This window comes from Akkermansiaceae bacterium (genome assembly GCA_019634595.1).
In the GTDB taxonomy this organism is placed as follows: domain Bacteria; phylum Verrucomicrobiota; class Verrucomicrobiia; order Verrucomicrobiales; family Akkermansiaceae; genus Luteolibacter.
The window spans coordinates 279,423-296,059 of sequence record JAHCBC010000005.1 but is presented as its reverse complement, the minus strand read 5'-3'; the positions used below and the strand labels follow the sequence as shown (position 1 = coordinate 296,059).

The window sequence follows — 16,637 nt, the reverse complement described above, 5'->3', positions numbered from 1 at the left end:
TCACACCATGCAACGCCCGCGGATCTCCACCAATCTGGCGATCTCCGCAGATGGCAAGATCTCCTCCCCCGCGCACCCCCCCTCCGGCTGGACCTCCGCCGGGGACAAACGGCGGTTCATGGCCCTGAGGGAAAATGCCGACGCCATCCTGGTGGGCCGCGGCACCCTCAACAACGACCGCATGACCATGACCGGCCCGAAGAACCCGCTGCGCTGCATCGTCTCCCGCACCGGAAACCTCGATCCAGCTCATCCCATCTTCTCCACGCCGGGTGGTGCCATCCACCTGCTGGTGACCGGCGGTCCACCTCCGTCCGTCCCTTCCGGAGTCACCGTGCACAGCGGTGATCTGACGGGATTTCTGGCGGAACTGGCGGCCAGGCATCAGGTCAGGCACCTCCACTGCGAAGGCGGCGGAGAGTTGATCCGGGAACTGGCGGCCCTGGATCTGGTGGATGAATTCCACGCCACCCTGGCAGGCCACACCCTTTTCGGCGGGCAGGAGGCACCCACCGCCACCGGGACCTCACGGGAGTTCCTGCCGGCAACCCGCCATTTCAGAATCTCACACTTCGAAGCCTGCCCGGAATCCGGTGAATGCTTCGTCAGCTACGCACGGGACCGGGAATCCTGATCCCCGGACCGGCTCAATGGCCGTGGCCGTCGTCTTTCTTGCCATGGTCCGCACCGTGGTCATCGCCATGGCTGCCATGTGACTGATGGAGCTTTTTGGTTTCTTCGAAATCGTGGCGCTCGCAGGAAAATCCAAGCACACAGAGAGGCAGCGCGATCAGGAAAAATTTCATCACGCGCCTTCAATACCCACTCGCCGGGGGAACGCAACACCCAACGGCCAAAAAAGCAGCGGCCCTACGGCAGCCACCCCGCCACCACCTCCGCTGCCCGCGAATGCGCTCCCAAGCCCCCCAGCTTCGCGGAAGTTTCCGCCAGGCGGGCCTGCAATGCCTCACGGCACGCGGGATCTTCGATGAACCGTTTCAAGGCGGGCACCACCCTCTCCGGCTCCGCCGCCCCTTGGATGAATTCCTCCACCACCTCTTCCTCCGCCAGAATGTTCACGATGCCGATGAATTTGATCTTCACCAGCAGCTTCGCCATCACGTAGGTCAGCCCCGCCACCTTATAGACCAGACAGTAGGGCAGGCCGTAGTAGGCCGCCTCCAGGGTCGCCGTGCCGCTCGCGATCACCCCGCACCCCGCCTGCTGCATCAACGCATGGGCACCGCCATCGGTTACGGTGATGAATGCTTCCGCCCCTGCTTCCCGCACCATGCCACGCATGATTTCCGCGAGCTTCGCGGATGCGGCCGGGGCCTCGAACCTGAGTCCATTCCGCCATCCATGGAGCTGCTTCGCGGACTCCACCATCATCGGAAAGAGGGAGGCCACCTCCCTCTCCCGGCTGCCAGGGAACAGCCCCACCAGGGATTCATCCCGGACCACCTCCATCCGCCGCTCCTCCAGTTCATCCACCAGTGGGTGCCCGACGAACTTCGTCTTCAGTCCGGCGTTGGCAAAAATCGGCTCCTCGAACGGGAACAGGCACATCATCTGGTCCAGCAGCGCGACCATTTTCGGGATCCGCTTCTTGTTCCACGCCCATACCTGCGGGCTGATGTAATAGACCTGCTTCACCGCCGGAAACTCCCGCTTCACCGCCTTCGCGAAGCGCAGGTTGAACCCGGGGTAGTCGATCAGCAGCAGCACATCCGGCCGGAAGCGTCTCACCTCCTCCAGCATTTCCCCGAAGCGTTCCTTGAACCATCCATAGCGCTTGAGCACCTCCCACACCCCCATCACGGCGGCGTCTTCCACCCAGTCCTTCGTTCCCGCGACCTCCGCCATCTGCGGTCCACCCACTCCGGCCACCACGGTTCCCGGTTTCCGCTCCAGCAGGGAACGCAACAAACCCGCGCCATGAGCGTCACCGCTCAGCTCCCCCGCCACCACATATACGCGTCCGGACATCGCGCGCATCCATAGCGTCCCCCCACCGCAATACCACGAAAAATCCGCACCTTCTGACTTCCGGATTGCTTTCGACGCAGCCCCGGCTTTGATCACGCCTCCGCCCCACCGCGAAATCCAGCTTTCCAAATGTCCGCAGATTCCCACGAAACGCCCCGTCCCCTCGGAGAGATCTCCCAAGAGCCGTCCGCATTCGACCAGTTCCTCGACCGCAACCAGAAGAATCTTCTGATTCTGGCCGTCGTGGTGGTGATCGCGGCTGCTGCCTTCATCATCTACCGGGGGCTTGAGAAAAGCCATCAGCACACCGCCGGTGCCGCTCTCAGCCAGGCGGAGGATCTCGCCTCCCTGCAGAAGCTCGTGAAGGATTACCCGGAAACTCCGGCCGGAGGCAGCGCACGCCTGCTTCTCGCGGAAAAACAATGGACCGACGGCCTGCAGGACGATGCCATCAGCACCCTCCGTTCCTTCATCTCGGAGCAAGCGGAACATCCTGCCTTGGCAACCGCCAAGGCCAGCCTCGCCTCCAAGCTGGCCGCCCAAGGCAAGGCGGACGAAGCGTCCAAAATCTTCGGGGAAATCGTCTCCGGCGGAGAAGCCACCCGCTTCCTCGCCCCCTATGCCCTTCTTTCGCTCGGCGATCTGGCGAAGAACGCCGGTAAGACCGACGAGGCGCGGAAACACTATGAACAGGCGCAGAACGAGTTCCCCGGAAGCAACTTCGCCACCACCGCTTCCTCCCGCATCGGTCTGCTGAACGCGAAGCCGCCCGTGGAAATCGATCCACCACCTGCTCCGGAACCTGCCCCTGGTGATGCACCCGCACCGGCTCCGGAAAATCTCCTCTCCCTTCCCGGGTTGACCCCTGCCCCGCCCGCACCAGCTCCCGAGGCACCCGCACCAGCTCCTGAGGCACCCGCACCAGCTCCCGAGGCACCCGCACCGGCTCCTGAGGCACCCGCACCAGCTCCCGAGGCACCCGCACCGGCTCCCGAGGCACCCGCACCGGCTCCTGAGGCACCCGCACCGGCTCCCGAGGCACCAGCACCAGCTCCTGAGACCGCGCCAAATCCTTGAATTCCGTTTGACATTCAATCTCACCCACCTCTCTTTTAATCCGTGTTCAAAAAAGTAATCGGCCAAGACCTCGGGCCCACCGGCAGCCCGGCACCTTCCCAAGAGCTCCCTCCGGCAGCTCCCTCCGCACCTGCGGCATCTTCCTATTCCGTTCCCGCTCCTCCTTCCTCCGGCGCCGCCTCCCAGGCTCGCCCTGCCGCTGGAGCCACCCGGAATGTGCTTTCTTCCGACGTGGAGATCAAAGGCACCGTCAAATTCGCCAACGACCTGGTGGTCGATGGCAAGATCGAGGGCGAAATCTCCTCGGACGGCAACCTGACCGTCGGTGAGAACGCCCGCATCAAGGCGGAGATCAAGACCAACACCGTCGTCATCTACGGCAAGGTGCATGGAAACATCAGCGTCACGGACCGTGTCGAACTGAAGTCCAGCGCTGAAGTCGTCGGCGACATCAAGGCGAAGACCCTTTCCATCGAAGCCGGTGCCATTTTCGTCGGCAAATCGACGGTCGGCACCCCGGCCCAAGGCGCTCCCGCGTCCAAGCCCGCCGCGGAACCGAAGCAAGAGGAACTTGCGGGAACCAAGGCTTGAAAAGCCCCACTCGCCCCTTGCCCGTCTGAATGACCATGGCCGATGAGCCCAAGCGCCATCGCATCGAACTGGTGTGCCCGGACTGCGGGCACCGCCAGCTTGAGCCCGCCATGGTCGTGTCCACGCAGTGCCGGTCCTGCCGTGGGAATTTCCAGGTGATCGACGGCAAGGCGGTTCCGCGCTACCGGGCCGCCACCCGCCTCGCCAAAGTGCGGCCGGAAGTCCCGGCGAGCGAACCCCAGGTGAAGGTCACCCCGTTCAAACCGCAACCTGCCGTTCCTCCGAAGCTTTCCCTGCTCCGCCGCCTCATTTTCCGGCAAAAGCCTCCCCGGGAGGTGACCTGCTTCAGTTGCGGCCATACCCACAAGGCCGTCGCGGAGGCCCAGTCCAGCCAGTGCCCGCGGTGCAGCGCCTACATCAGCCTGCGCGACTACGTCATTTCCGAGCCGTGGAACCGGCGGATCCAGACCCGGGGCGACGTAATGATCGAAAAATCCGGCGTGGTTTCCGGAATCACCATCCAGTGCCACCACCTCACCGTGCTGGGCGAACTCGCGGGGTCGGTCGATTGCTCCGGAGACCTGGTGATCCGCAGCCACGGCAAGATTCTCGGCAAGGTGTCCTGCCGCCAGCTCCGCGTGGAACGCGGGGCGAGGGTCGAGTTCCTGAACCCGGTGACCGCAGCATCCGCCTACATCGACGGGAATGTCCGCGGCCAGATCTCCTGCACCGGCCCCATCACCCTCGCGAAACGCGCCCATCTCCAGGGACTGGTGAAAACCGCCTCCCTCGTCATCAAGGAAGGGGCCAGGCACACCGGCGCCATCGAGATGATCCAGTCCCCGAAATCCTGACAACCGCATATTGCCGCTGGTTTCATTCCCCCAAATCTCGCTTACAATCCCCGCATGCCCGCCGCCCTCGACCTGAAGGAGGAAATCCTGGCCCTCAAGAAAGCCCGGAACGCCGTCATCCTCGTCCACAACTACCAGTCCGGAGACATCCAGGACCTGGGGGACTACGTGGGGGATTCCCTCGGCCTCGCCTATCACGCGAAGGCGACGGATGCGGATGTCATCGTCTTCTGCGGCGTGCATTTCATGGCGGAAACCGCCAAGATCGTGAACCCCGGAAAGATCGTCGTCCTTCCCGACAAGGATGCCGGCTGCTCGCTGGAACAGTCCTGCCCCGCCCCGCAGCTTGAGGCATTCCTCAAGGCGAACGCGGAAAAGAACTACTACGTCATCGCCTACATCAACTGCTCCGGCGCGGTGAAGGCGCTCTGCGACGTGATCTGCACCTCCGGAAACGCGCTGAAGATCGTCAACCAGGCTCCGCCGGATCGTCCCATCCTTTTCGTCCCGGATGAGAACCTCGGTGCCTGGGTCATGGAGCAGACCGGCCGGAAGATGGATCTCTGGAAAGGCAACTGCTACGTCCACGTCGAATTCACGCGGGACTCCATCAACCGCATCAAGGCGGAGTACCCGGACGCGCTGGTGGTCGCCCACCCGGAGTGCACGCAAGCCGTGCGCCTGCTGGCGGACGAGGTTTGTTCCACCGAAAAGATGGTCACCTACGTCAAGAACGCACCGGTGAAAAACATCATCGTCGTGACGGAGAGCGGCATGCTCCACCGCCTGCGCAAGGAAGCTCCTGACAAGAACCTCATCGCCGGACCGACGGACCGCTGCGCCTGCGCGGACTGCCGCTACATGAAGATGAATACCCTCGAAAAGCTCCGCGACTGCCTCGACAAGCTGGAGCCCCGGGTGGAAATGCCCGAGGACATCCGCAAGCGGGCGGAGGCTCCGCTGCTGCGGATGTTGGAGCAGTCGAAGTGAGCGCGACGTAACGAATCTCGTGAGAGATTCGGCGGGGCGGACGACAACTGACAGGTCCGCTCCGGTTTTTCATGGGCTTCCCTACGGAAAAGATGCCGGTCTGAAGACCGGCGCTCCCAGCTCCCCCACGCGGAGCTTCCCGCTGATGATGGCATCCATGGACGGCATGAGACAGTTTCATCGCATTTCGCCCTCTTCACTTGATTCCTGGGGCCTAAATCTGGACTCTCCCCGCATGTCCGCATCCGCAGAGCTTCACGCAGCCATCCGCGACGTGATCGACTTCCCCAAGGAGGGCATCATCTTCAAGGACATCACCCCCATCCTGGCGGACGGACGGCTGTTCCGCCGCACGATCGACCTGCTGTGCGAAACCGCAGGCGGGGCGAAGGTGGACAAGGTGGCCGGGATCGACGCGCGCGGTTTCATCTTCGGTGCCGCGGTCGCGGACCGGCTGGAAGCCGGATTCGTCCCCATCCGGAAAAAGGGCAAACTGCCGTGGAGGACCCACCAGGCCGCCTATGCGCTGGAGTACGGGGAATCCGTCATCGAACTCCATCAGGACGCCATCTCCCCTGGCGAGAATGTTCTCCTCATCGATGATCTGCTGGCCACCGGAGGCACCGCCGCGGCCGCGGCCGGGTTGCTCGGAACGCTGGAAGCCCGCATCATCAGCATCTCCTTCGTCATCGAACTGGCCTTTCTGGAAGGGCGCGGAAAGCTCGCCGGCCACCCCGTCCACGCCCTTCTCACCTACTGATTTCACAAAACGTCCGCACACCATGTCCTGGCAATCCTACAACCAAAGCATCGTCCGATACCCCAAGCTGGCCTTTTCCCTCGACCTGTCCCTGATGGATATCCCGGCGGGCCATGACGCCTCGCTGGAAGGCAACATCACGAAAGCATTCACGGACATGCGGGAGTTGGAGGGCGGTGCCATCGCCAATCCGGATGAGCAGCGCATGGTCGGCCACTACTGGCTGCGCACCCCCGCCCTGGCCCCGACGGCTGAACTCCGCGCGGAAATCACCGGACCGCTCGCCGCCCTGAAGACCTTCGCGGAGAACGTCCACACCGGTGCCGTGGCACCACCTTCCGGCGGCGTCTTCGAACAGATCCTGCTCATCGGCATCGGTGGTTCCGCTCTGGGTCCGCAGCTCGTCGCGGATGCGCTCGGACAGTTCTCCCGCCTGCCCCTCCATTTCTTCGACAACACCGATCCGCAGGGCATCGACAACGTCATCGCCAAGCTCCGCAAGCGCGGCCTCAACAAGACCCTGGTGCTGGTCATTTCCAAATCCGGCGGTACCCCTGAGACACGCAACGGCATGCTGGAGGCAAAGGCCGCCTACGACGCCGCCTCGCTCGACTTCGGCAAACACACCGTCGCCATCACCGGCTCCGGCTCAAAGCTCGACAAATACGCCACCGAGAACGGTTTCCTGGCCCGCTTCCCGATGGAGGACTGGGTCGGTGGCCGCACCTCCGTGCTTTCCACGGTGGGCCTCGTCCCCGCCGCCCTCCAGGGCATCGACATCGACGCCCTCCTGGCCGGTGCGGCCGCCATGGATGCGGAGACGCGCAAGCCGGACGCCGCCACGAACGCCGCGCTCCGCCTCGCCCTCGCCTGGCACCACGCGGGCAATGGCAAGGGTGAGAAGGACATGGTCGTCCTGCCTTACAAGGACTCGCTGGTCCTCTTTTCGAAGTATCTCCAGCAACTCGTCATGGAGTCGCTCGGCAAGGAACACGATCTGGATGGAAACGTGGTCAACCAGGGTATCGCCGTCTATGGCAACAAGGGTTCCACGGACCAGCACGCCTACGTGCAGCAGCTCCGGGACGGCGTGAACAACTTCTTCGCCGTGTTCATCGAGGTGCGCAAGGGCCGGAACGGTTCCAGCATCGAGGTGGACCCGGGCACCACCAGCGCGGACTACCTCCAGGGCTTCCTCCGCGGCACGCGGAAGGCGCTCCATGAGTCCGGCCGGAAATCCATCACCATCTCCATCCCGGAAGTCACCCCGTTCTACCTTGGCCTGCTCATCGCCCTGTTCGAGCGCGCGGTTTCCTTCTACGCCTCCCTGGTCAACATCAACGCCTATCACCAGCCGGGCGTCGAGGCGGGCAAGAAAGCCGCCGGCATCTTCCTCGATCTCCTCAACCGCGTCCGCAGCCGCCTGATCGCGGATGCGAAGACGGCGGATGCGATCGCTCAGGAAGTCGATGCGGATCCGGAGGACGTCTATCACTGCCTCACCCACCTGGCAGCCAACGGCGAGGTCCAGATCTCCATCGGCAAGACGCCTGCGGAGGATACCTTCCAGCTCTGAGGAAACTCCGACGCCAACCGGCCGGGCCGCTTGTCATCACTCCCGGAACGGAGCGCGGACTTCAGTCCGCTTGGTTTCGCAAAGTCCGGATTCTCCGGGGCGGACTGAAGTCCGCGCTCCAATGAGTCTATTCCGTAGCCGTGATGATGCGCCGGGTGGACGCGGATTTGTGGCCGGGATTCATTTCACCATCGGGTAGTCCGTGATCTGTTCCAGCTTCACCCCGTAGATCCGCGCGATTTCCGGAGCATCGGAGACGTGGTAGGTTTCGTGATAATAGATCTCCTTGATTCCATAGGAACACAGGGTCTGCATGCAGGCGGTGCAGGGCATGGTGGTGGTGGCCACCAGCTTCACCTCCCCCCGCTTGAACAGGCTGCAGAGGTTGATCTCCGCATGGAGCATGAATTTCTGCCGGGCATCGCGGTCCGCCCAGAATCCGTCCGGAGCGATGAACCCCGGAGCCAGGCCGTTGTAGGCCGTTCCGATCACCCGGTTGTCGAAATCAAGCGCCGCGGCCCCCACTTTCCGGTACGGATCCTCCGACCGAAGGCTGGCGACATGCGCCAGCGCCATCGCGTAACGGGGGATCGAAAGACGCTCGGAAGACATGGGTGGACATTGGCCGTCCGTCCGGACGTTGCCAAGCGCAACCCTTGGGGCGTGGCGGCCTTTGGAATACGGTAGGCCGCGACCGCCGGGCGCGCCGATACTTCCGGGCTGGGACCGCGGAATTCATTCCGCTTGGTTTCGCTGGATTCTACGGGGCGGAATGAATTCCGCGGTCCCAGTCCAGGCCAGCCCTACCATTTGCTACTGTACCACCCTTCCCCACCTGGACACATTCCCTCTTGGATTCCGCACCGGCCGCCGCCAGATTCCGCGGAAGTGAACCCATCCCGCTCCGGAGTCCTGGCCGCCATCGCCGCCTTCTTTCTCTGGGGTGTGCTTCCGGTGTTCTGGAAGCTGCTGCATTTCCTGCCTCCCATCTCGATCGTCGCCCAGCGGACGCTCTGGTCGCTGGTGATCCTCCTGCTGATTCTCCGCCTGCGGCGGGAGACCGGCTCGCTCTCCGCCGGACTGAGATCCCCACGCGCCGTTTTCTGGCACCTGCTGTCCGGAGTCATGCTGTCCTCCAACTGGCTGCTCTACATCTGGGCCACGCTGAACGACCACATCATCGAGGGCGCGCTGGGCTACTATCTGAATCCGTTCTTCAACATGCTGTTCGGCGCGCTCTGGTTCGGGGAAAGGCACAACCGGGGGCAGCTCGCCGCCATCGCCATCGCTTTCTGCGGCGTCCTGCTGCAGGTGCAGGCCATCGGCAGGTTCCCATGGATCGCGGTGACGCTGGCGGTGACGTTCTCCCTCTACGCCGTCATCCGCAAGCGCACCCCTCTCGGCTCGCTGGCAGGACTCACCGCGGAGACAGTTTTGCTGGCACCGCTGGCCCTGGGATGGCTCATCCTCCATTCCTCCACCCCTGCGGATGCCTTTGGCACCTCCCCGTCCCAGTTCCTGCTGGTGGCCGCCACCGGGGTGGCCACCGCCGCACCGCTGCTGTGCTTCGGCTACGCGGCGCGGAAGATCAGCCTGACCACGCTGGGCATCCTCCAGTTCATCGGGCCGACGATCCAGTTCCTCATCGGCTGGCTGCTCTATCAGGAGGAGATGGGAAGCCTGCGCCTGGCCTCCTTCGCGCTGATCTGGGCCGCCGTCCTCATCTACGCGTGGGATGCCATGCGTGCGCGGAGAACCCCGGTGGCTTGAGCCACGAACGGGGCTTGCCCCTCGCCCGGCGGGCGGCTACCCATGGGCATGCTTGATGAAGTGCGCTCGTTGTTGATTCTCCAGGACCGTGACCGCCGCCTGCTGGCGCTCGCCAAAGACCTGGACAAACTCCCCCAGGACGAGGCCCGGGCGAACGCGAAGCTCGCCGCCGACCAAGCCGCGGTCACGAAAGCCCACGATGCCCTCCGCGAAGCCGAGCTGAAGGTGAAAAAGGTCGAGCTGGATGCCAATACCCGCCGGACCAGCATCCTCCGCCTCAAGAACCAGCAGTTCGAAACGCGCAAGAACGAGGAGTTCCAGGCGCTCGGCCACGAGGTCACCCGGTATGAGAAGGAGGTTGATGAACTCGAAACCCAGGAGCTGGAACTGATGGAGGAGGTGGACCGGCTGCGGAAAGTCCTCACGGATGCCGAAACCGCGAGGAAGCACACCCAGGGCCTGATCGATGAGGATTTGAAAGGCATCCGTGAACGCAAGGAACGCCTAACCGCCACCCGTGATGAAGTCCGGGAGGAACGGGCGCCGCTGGCCGCCGACATCGAAGGTTCCCTGCTCGCCTACTACGAGAGGCTGATGAAAACGAAGGATGGCCTCGCCGTCGCCCCCATGTTGGACGGCGGCCGGTGCGGCGGCTGCCAGATGAAACTCATCGCCTCCACCGTGGTGAAGGTGCAGGCAGCCTCGGAACGCGCCACCTGCGAAAACTGCGGGCGCATCCTCCACGCCGGCTGAAGATCACCAGAACTCCCTGCGGCGTTCCTCGATCACCACCAGCCAGTTCATCATGGTCACCGGCGGGAGATCCGCCGGGTCGATGAGCGGACGCAAGTTCATGGTGGTGTTCGCCGGGTTGAGCAGACCGTCGTTGATGCCACGTGAATCCAGCGGCCTTGCGGGAGTATCGCCGTCCTTGGCAGCCAGCGACCCGATCTGCCCGGTGACCCCCACGCTGTAGGGGGAGGAATCCGCGCCGAACCGCTTCTCCGGAGCGAACAGGGAACATGGCGGATAATATGGGAGCGTCCCGCTGTAAGCCGCGGGAGCCGCGATGCTGACGGTGTTGAAATCACTGCCGATGTAGAGCCGGTAGTTCGTCACCAGGGAGAAACCCTTCGTGAATGACGAAAGATTCGCGCATTCATTGAGGATGAGGCCGAAATCCCCGCTCGCGGCAGGGAACGAAGGTTTCTTCACCAGAACATTCGAACGGTAGTCCGAATTGACCACCAGGGAATGGTTCACCGTCACGTTGTCCCCACCGATCGCCGCGAGGAATTTCGGGAATCGCTCCGGGAAGACGGAGACACAAATCCGTCCCTGCGGTCCCACCGCCGTGGTGAATGGCACACGGGGGCGGTAGTAGCCCACGCGGGTCCCGCTGCCCGACCATCCGAAGGCGGCATCACTGAAAGTGATGGCACCGGAGACACCCGATTTGAAATAGAGCTTTGAAGTGGTGCCGTAGGCCACATCCACGGGCTCGGTGAAGGTGTAGGTCTCATTCCGGTTGGCCACCTTGACGAAACCGATGGGGAGTGAGGTGGCATTCCCCTGGATCGGAGGAAAGAGATCGGAGCGCCGTGAGCCTCCCTTGTAGTACTCGAACCTGAATTCCGTCGGTGACGGGGAGGTCCCGGCGGTCACCTTCGTGACATCCAGACGCATGGCGCACTGCTTCGCCCCGGAACTGTATTCGTTCCATCGGGTGGTGGAGAGGGTATTGGTCTCGTCATCGTTTGTCACCGAATGGCGGTCGAAGAAATCCTCCCCACGGTTGATGGGGATGAACGCCGCGCGTCCGCTTTCCGAGGGCATGGAAATCGGGAAATACCCGCCGTTGGCCACCTCGAACTGTTCGCGAACTCCCGGCTGGAAAGGATTTCCGTCGAACTTCTGCCCACCGACCGTCGCATTCCGGCTGAGTGTCAGACCGCTCCGTGTGGAAAGGCCGGGCAGTGTGACGCCGGCTTCCACGACCGCACTGTCCGCAAAGACATTCCCCGAGATGTCGATGTTGTTCCAGTCCACCCCGTCCTTGTATTTCCCCAGATTGACGAAGGAGGAGGCGGAGATCGCCAGTTGGGACGGCACCTCGTAGATGGAGAGCACGAACTGCCTGCGGGACAGGGCGGCGGAGGTCAACCCATCGTCATGGTCCGCCAGATCCATCGAGAACCCCCACCAGTTCCTCTTCGCCAGGAAGTTCTCGCCGGGCTTCGCGTATCCGAAATTGATCGCAGGGTATTGCAGGGTCTTGTACTGCTTCGCCGCCAGGCCGCTGTAGTTCTTGTTGTTGGCGATGATGGGATAGACCAGGTCATTGGTGTTCACCGTGCCGTCGGTGGAGACGAGCGCCTCCGGAAAGCCGGTGGAAGCGGTGCGGTTGATTCCTGGCGTCACATACACGGTGCTGGCCGCTCCATGAACGTTGCCGAACATCAGGTTGGTGGTGCCCAACGCCCCATCTCCGGCGTTCGACGAAACGCTGTTCGTCTGGCCGATGTTCTTCTTCCCGTCCGTGGTGATGGAGGTGCCTGCGTTCGCCTGGATGACGGCGTCCGCGAAAATGTTCTGCCACCGCAGGGAATCCCTCGCCGCGCCCGATGCGGCGGATCCATTCTGCATCGCCCTCATCGCCCGGTTCGGCGTGATCGCCACGATGGAACGCAGGATGACATCTTCCTTCTCGCCATAGTCCATCCTGAGCTGGATGTCCGACTGGACGGACTGTGAGAGCAGCGCCCGCTTGTAGGCGAAGATCAGCATGAAGGTGAGGATCGCGGCGGTGGAGATCACCATCACATACGCGACATAGCCCCCCGGGAGGCGGTGTTTCGGATTCGTCTTCATTGCTGCATGGTTCCCGAGTAAGTGAGCCTCTCCTGTCCCGGCCCCGTGAGCTGCATGCGGAGGATGCCATCGGTCACAAAAAACGAGACATTCGCCGCCTTGCGGGTGATGGACCATTGCCGCGTTCCAAGGGTGGGGCTCGCGGATTCCGGTACCAGGTAGTAGTTGAGTTCGTCCCTGCCATCCTTTTTCTCGAAGGCGAGGATGGCCGACCGCATCGTTCCATCCGGCTGGCGGAAGTTCATCAGCATCACCGGGGATGCCGTCAGCCTGGGATTTCTTCCGGCCAGCGCATCGGAAATATTGTCATGGAGCCGGAAGCGGTCCGCCTTTCCCGCCATTTTCCCCACGTAAAGGCCGATCATCGGCGCTTCCTCGCTGAGGAAACTCTGGGCTCCGAGGATCCTCAGAAAGGCGATCTGCTGGTTCACGAGCAGCAGGACGATGGCGGCGATCGCCATCCCCACGCCCATGGCGAGGGTCAGCTCGACCAAGGTCATCCCCTTCCTCATCGCACGGTGCCGGAGTTTCATTGCGTGCGGACGATGGTTCGGGATTTGATGTACTGGCGGCCACCGATCTGGTAGCTCACCACGCTCTGGAGACGCCACACCTTCATCCCGGCGGGGTTGGAGGCAGCGGTGCCGGTCCCGCCATCCGCCGGAAGGTTCCCCGGATCCGCCGTGCGCGAGCGGTAAACGGTCCCGGTGATGGGCCGGTCACCGGGCAGGCGGCCCAGTTCGACCGTACTCTGGGTGGTGTTCGGATAAATGGGCCAGGGAGACGTGTTGGAGGTGATGGTGTCAAAGGGCACCCGCTGCGCGTAGGCCCGCTCATAGGTCATGTAGGCGTCCGTCACCGTCTGCTGGAGCGCCCATTGCCGGGGATGCAGGACGTTGAGCGAGAGCTTCAGCAACACCAGTCCCAGGATCGTCAGGATCGCCATGGAAAGCGTCGCTTCAACAAGGACGAAGCCCCGGCGGGATCCCGGCTTGCGGAAACCGCCGACATTGCGGAAAGTGCGCGTGTGACAGGTGCCGCCAGGATTTCCGGACTGATCCTCATCTTCCTGCTGTGTGCGGCCCGCACCGCGGTCGGCCAGGCGATCCTCGAACCTCCGTTCGGCCTGCAATGGGGTGATTCTCCGCAGAAACTGATTGACTGGGCGGGGAGACATTCGCTGGACGTTAATCTTTTTCTCCCGGGGGATCAACCTGCATTGCGGGTGCTCAGAATCCAGCCGCGGAAGGGCTTCCTGCCGGACACCCAGGCCGGCTCCGTCGAAGGCCGGTTCCTCGGGGGCAAGCTTTACGAAATCACGGTCCATTACTTCGATCCGGAAGCCTCCCCCCAGATCATGGAAGGAAGGTTCGAAGACCTCCGCAAGCAGGTCACCGCGGAACAGGGCAAGCTGACCAACAACCTCCAGCAGAGGACGGTCAGCGACCAGTTCGCCACCAAAACCCAGTCGTTTCATCGGGAGCCGGTGAAGGGGTTGTTCATTTTGCTGGCATTCACGGAGGTGGAGGATCTCCTGCGGAAAAAGCGTGAATCGAAATTCTCACTGATCTACCGCAACGACAATCTGAGGGAGGAGATCAGGCAGGTTCTCGCTTCACCGGAAAAGTGATTCATTCCATGGTTCCCAGCATGCTGTTCACATGCAGGCTGCGGCTCACCTGGAAGGTCAGTTTAGCAAGACGGTCGATGCCGAAGGGAGTGGAGGTGAGCAGCTCCACCGTCCAGGTCCCGTCTGAAGTCACGTATTGGTCCAGATCTACCGGGCGGGCATCATCCTTCGGCACGTTGGCGTCCCCCAGCATGACGGACGAGGGCACCACGATCCCTTCCGTACCAAGAACGGCCGGCCCCTTGTAAATCTGGAGATACGCCCGGGAGTCCGGATACAGGTCGTTGGCAGCCACGGTCAGCGTCCGGATCTTCGCCCGGAACACCTCCCCCTCCGCAATTCCAGAGATGCTGCCGTTCGCGACCGGCCAGATCTGGATGTACTGGGAGGCCAGTTGGGAGGCCGGTGAAAGCAGATCAGGAAGTGAGAAGATGGAGAAACGCTCCTCCCCCCTCACCTTGGTGCGGTCCGCTCCCGCGATGGACGTCACCTGGAAAGAGAACCGCCGCTCTCCATTGCCGGTGATGGAAACCTGTGACAGCAACGTGGCGAGCAGCCGGTCCAGATTGAGTCCCAGACCGCCGGTCCCATAGGACTGCGTATGCTGCAGGAAGGTCACGCTCCTGGCGGCGGCTGGGGCGGTGGCATCGGACGAAAGCCCCGTGACATTCACATCCACCCAGAACGGACGGTCCGCACGCGTTCTGGGTATCGTGGTGTAGGTGTCTTCGGAACGGATCGTCAGCGTGGCCGACGGGATGTAGGCACCCACGAATTTGCTGTCGAGGAGATAGGAGGTCAGGGGGTTGGACTTCACCGTCCACAGCTCGAAACGCGCGCCGTCATTCGCCACGGACAGGCCGGACTGGCGCTCGCCACTTGCGCTGATGTTGCTCAACTCCCACTCCACACCGGACGGCATCTGGATCTGCCGGATGAAATTGGTGTAAGTATAGGTCGTCTGGGCGGACAGGGACGCGACCGTGAAAGCTGTGGCCGAAAGAATCCGGAAAAAGCTCGTTTTCATCAGATCAGTTGGTTGGGGGGGCTGGGGGGGTAGGTTGCAGCTTCGAAATCGGACCGCCCTGCAAGGTGGAGACGACGACGTTGGTGCTCTTCGCCAGACGTTCATTGAGCGCCTCCTCCAACGGGTGCTCTCCGCGTGCCTGGGCGAGCGTGATCTCCTGGGATGTCAGCCAGCCGCGGTTCGCGGCATAAAATTCATTCCAGCCCACCAGCTTGGCTCCGGGCTGGATCCCGACACGGTCCGCGAAGCGGGCGGGCAGGGCCAGAATCGACTTCTTGGGCACCAGGGTCGCCATGCCGTTGAAACAAAGGACGTCCGAACGGCTGATGAGGTCCTGGGGGACGTTTTCCTTGCTGGGATCCTTCCCTTCCTGGCGTGGCAGCTCGCCGAGCGGATCATTGGCCTGCTGCTGCTTCAGAACGCCCGCGAGCTGCTCGTGGGTCGCCGCATCGCGCATCTGCTGTTTCTGCTGTGCGGAGGCCGCGGTGATGGCCATCACCAGACCGGCGGTTCCAAGGATGAGGTGTCGTTTCATGAGGGGGGGTGGTTTTGGAAAGCATCGGCGGCAGGTCACTTGACCTCCCGGAAGGTTACCAGGAGCGCCAGGTCCTGGAGGTCGAACCCACCGTCGTTTTTGTTGGTGTGGGTGAGTTCCATCAGGTAAATCACATCCTTCGGCCCGATCTTCACGCGTCCCTGTCCGTCCAGATACTGGCGGATGAAATCGTCGATGGTGGGCTGCTGGTAGAGTGGCGTGGTCGTGGGTGGCATGTCACCGGTCACCAGAGCCACGACGTTTCCGTTCGGATTGGTGGATCTGAATTGCGTTGACCAGCCGTCGAAATAGTAACGCCCGGCGAAGTTGATGTCATTCCCCGGCTGGATGGTGCCGGTATAGACCACCGTCGAAGGATTCACCTTGTCCTGGGTGTTGTAGAAGATGCGGGAATAGTTGCCGTTGTTGATGCTGATCTGGGCTTCGGTCGGAGCCCATTCCCAGCGGGTGATCTGCCCCCACAGGTTGGTCCAGACAACCTTGACGGAAGCCCCGATGACCCGCACGTCCATCGCCACCTTCACCTTCGGAGTGCAGGTGCCCGGAGGGGTGATCCTGATGATGTCCTTCACCACCGCGGGGTAGGTGATGTCCCAGCTCAACAACGGCCTCTCGCCAATCTGGACGTACGTCGGCGTCGCGGACAGGGATCCGACCGGCACCGGTGGATCCTGGGCCCGGACGTTTCCGGCACAGATCCCGCAGATGGTGAGTGCAACCGCCCGTATGGCGGCGGCTGCGCGGCTTGTTTTCATGGCTGGGTGTGAAAGTGTGTGGCATCCGCCGCTCCGCCAGCCCATGGCCGGAGAAGCCGCCGATCTGGATCAGAGCGGCACGTGCGGTCTTCACCGTTCGTGCCGATTCGGGACAGAATACCTGATCCAGACCGGCCGGAGCAGCACCTATCATAGTCCTGCTCCTGAAATTATATATTACGTGAAGACGG

19 protein-coding genes are annotated in these 16,637 nt (G+C 62.7%); 10 read left to right on the top strand and 9 right to left on the bottom strand.

Annotated features, from left to right (window positions below; all coding sequences use genetic code 11):
- Positions 1–7 precede the first annotated feature (7 nt).
- A complete protein-coding gene (locus KF712_19265; GenBank protein MBX3743133.1) occupies positions 8–634 on the top strand; it encodes a RibD family protein in 627 nt (208 codons plus the stop codon).
- 13 nt (positions 635–647) lie between these two features.
- Here KF712_19265 and KF712_19260 read toward each other — a convergent pair whose 3' ends face one another.
- Complete coding sequence (locus KF712_19260) at positions 648–806, bottom strand: hypothetical protein (GenBank protein ID MBX3743132.1); 159 nt, start codon at positions 804–806, stop codon at positions 648–650.
- 64 nt (positions 807–870) lie between these two features.
- Positions 871–1,998 (bottom strand): lipid-A-disaccharide synthase, encoded by a 1,128-nt coding sequence (gene lpxB, locus KF712_19255; protein ID MBX3743131.1) that lies wholly within the window; start codon positions 1,996–1,998, stop codon positions 871–873.
- Positions 1,999–2,118: 120 nt separating this feature from the next.
- Here lpxB and KF712_19250 point away from each other — a divergent pair, with 120 nt between their 5' ends.
- The 6 genes from KF712_19250 (at position 2,119) to KF712_19225 (ending at position 7,837) form a co-directional block, all read left to right on the top strand.
- The gene (locus KF712_19250) at positions 2,119–3,066 is read left to right on the top strand and encodes a tetratricopeptide repeat protein (protein ID MBX3743130.1); all 948 of its coding nucleotides are present in this window, start codon (positions 2,119–2,121) and stop codon (positions 3,064–3,066) included.
- Between the two features lie 216 nt (positions 3,067–3,282).
- Entirely contained in the window at positions 3,283–3,657 is a 375-nt protein-coding gene (locus tag KF712_19245) for a polymer-forming cytoskeletal protein (protein MBX3743129.1), read from the top strand.
- 35 nt (positions 3,658–3,692) lie between these two features.
- Complete coding sequence (locus KF712_19240; protein MBX3743128.1) at positions 3,693–4,511, top strand: polymer-forming cytoskeletal protein; 819 nt, start codon at positions 3,693–3,695, stop codon at positions 4,509–4,511.
- Between the two features lie 54 nt (positions 4,512–4,565).
- On the top strand, positions 4,566–5,501 hold the full coding sequence (gene nadA, locus KF712_19235; protein ID MBX3743127.1) for a quinolinate synthase NadA: 936 nt from the start codon (positions 4,566–4,568) through the stop codon (positions 5,499–5,501).
- Positions 5,502–5,736: 235 nt separating this feature from the next.
- Positions 5,737–6,261, top strand: a complete 525-nt coding sequence (locus KF712_19230; GenBank protein ID MBX3743126.1) for an adenine phosphoribosyltransferase — start codon at positions 5,737–5,739, stop codon at positions 6,259–6,261.
- 22 nt (positions 6,262–6,283) lie between these two features.
- Positions 6,284–7,837, top strand: coding sequence for a glucose-6-phosphate isomerase (locus KF712_19225; protein MBX3743125.1), 1,554 nt, complete (start codon positions 6,284–6,286; stop codon positions 7,835–7,837).
- Between the two features lie 180 nt (positions 7,838–8,017).
- Here the strand turns inward: KF712_19225 and KF712_19220 are convergent, their stop codons facing one another.
- The gene (locus tag KF712_19220) at positions 8,018–8,449 is read right to left on the bottom strand and encodes a deoxycytidylate deaminase (GenBank protein ID MBX3743124.1); all 432 of its coding nucleotides are present in this window, start codon (positions 8,447–8,449) and stop codon (positions 8,018–8,020) included.
- Between the two features lie 276 nt (positions 8,450–8,725).
- On the opposite strand from KF712_19220, the gene rarD reads away from it, so the two are divergent.
- The gene (rarD, locus tag KF712_19215) at positions 8,726–9,607 is read left to right on the top strand and encodes an EamA family transporter RarD (GenBank protein ID MBX3743123.1); all 882 of its coding nucleotides are present in this window, start codon (positions 8,726–8,728) and stop codon (positions 9,605–9,607) included.
- Positions 9,608–9,655: 48 nt separating this feature from the next.
- Positions 9,656–10,360: a hypothetical protein gene (locus tag KF712_19210; protein MBX3743122.1), complete on the top strand. Its 705-nt coding sequence runs from the start codon at positions 9,656–9,658 to the stop codon at positions 10,358–10,360.
- Positions 10,361–10,363: 3 nt separating this feature from the next.
- Here the strand turns inward: KF712_19210 and KF712_19205 are convergent, their stop codons facing one another.
- Genes KF712_19205 through KF712_19195 form a run of 3 tightly spaced genes read right to left on the bottom strand, consistent with a single transcriptional unit; the run spans position 10,364 to position 13,424 of the window.
- Positions 10,364–12,478 carry a hypothetical protein gene (locus KF712_19205; protein MBX3743121.1) on the bottom strand — a complete coding sequence of 705 codons (2,115 nt, stop codon included), beginning with the start codon at positions 12,476–12,478 and terminating at the stop codon, positions 10,364–10,366.
- The gene (locus KF712_19200; GenBank protein MBX3743120.1) at positions 12,475–13,011 is read right to left on the bottom strand and encodes a hypothetical protein; all 537 of its coding nucleotides are present in this window, start codon (positions 13,009–13,011) and stop codon (positions 12,475–12,477) included. Before KF712_19200 ends, KF712_19205 begins: the two co-directional genes overlap by 4 nt.
- Positions 13,008–13,424, bottom strand: a complete 417-nt coding sequence (locus tag KF712_19195) for a hypothetical protein (GenBank protein MBX3743119.1) — start codon at positions 13,422–13,424, stop codon at positions 13,008–13,010. The genes KF712_19200 and KF712_19195 overlap by 4 nt, the downstream gene beginning before the upstream one ends.
- A gap of 81 nt (positions 13,425–13,505) precedes the next feature.
- Between KF712_19195 and KF712_19190 the strand changes: the two genes are divergently transcribed.
- Positions 13,506–14,108: a hypothetical protein gene (locus tag KF712_19190; protein MBX3743118.1), complete on the top strand. Its 603-nt coding sequence runs from the start codon at positions 13,506–13,508 to the stop codon at positions 14,106–14,108.
- A 1-nt stretch (position 14,109) separates the two neighbouring features.
- Here KF712_19190 and KF712_19185 read toward each other — a convergent pair whose 3' ends face one another.
- The 3 genes from KF712_19185 to KF712_19175 are packed head-to-tail and all read right to left on the bottom strand — an operon-like array spanning position 14,110 to position 16,446.
- Positions 14,110–15,135: a hypothetical protein gene (locus KF712_19185; GenBank protein MBX3743117.1), complete on the bottom strand. Its 1,026-nt coding sequence runs from the start codon at positions 15,133–15,135 to the stop codon at positions 14,110–14,112.
- A gap of 4 nt (positions 15,136–15,139) precedes the next feature.
- On the bottom strand, positions 15,140–15,670 hold the full coding sequence (locus tag KF712_19180; protein ID MBX3743116.1) for a hypothetical protein: 531 nt from the start codon (positions 15,668–15,670) through the stop codon (positions 15,140–15,142).
- A 35-nt stretch (positions 15,671–15,705) separates the two neighbouring features.
- Positions 15,706–16,446, bottom strand: a complete 741-nt coding sequence (locus tag KF712_19175) for a hypothetical protein (GenBank protein ID MBX3743115.1) — start codon at positions 16,444–16,446, stop codon at positions 15,706–15,708.
- Positions 16,447–16,637 lie beyond the last annotated feature (191 nt).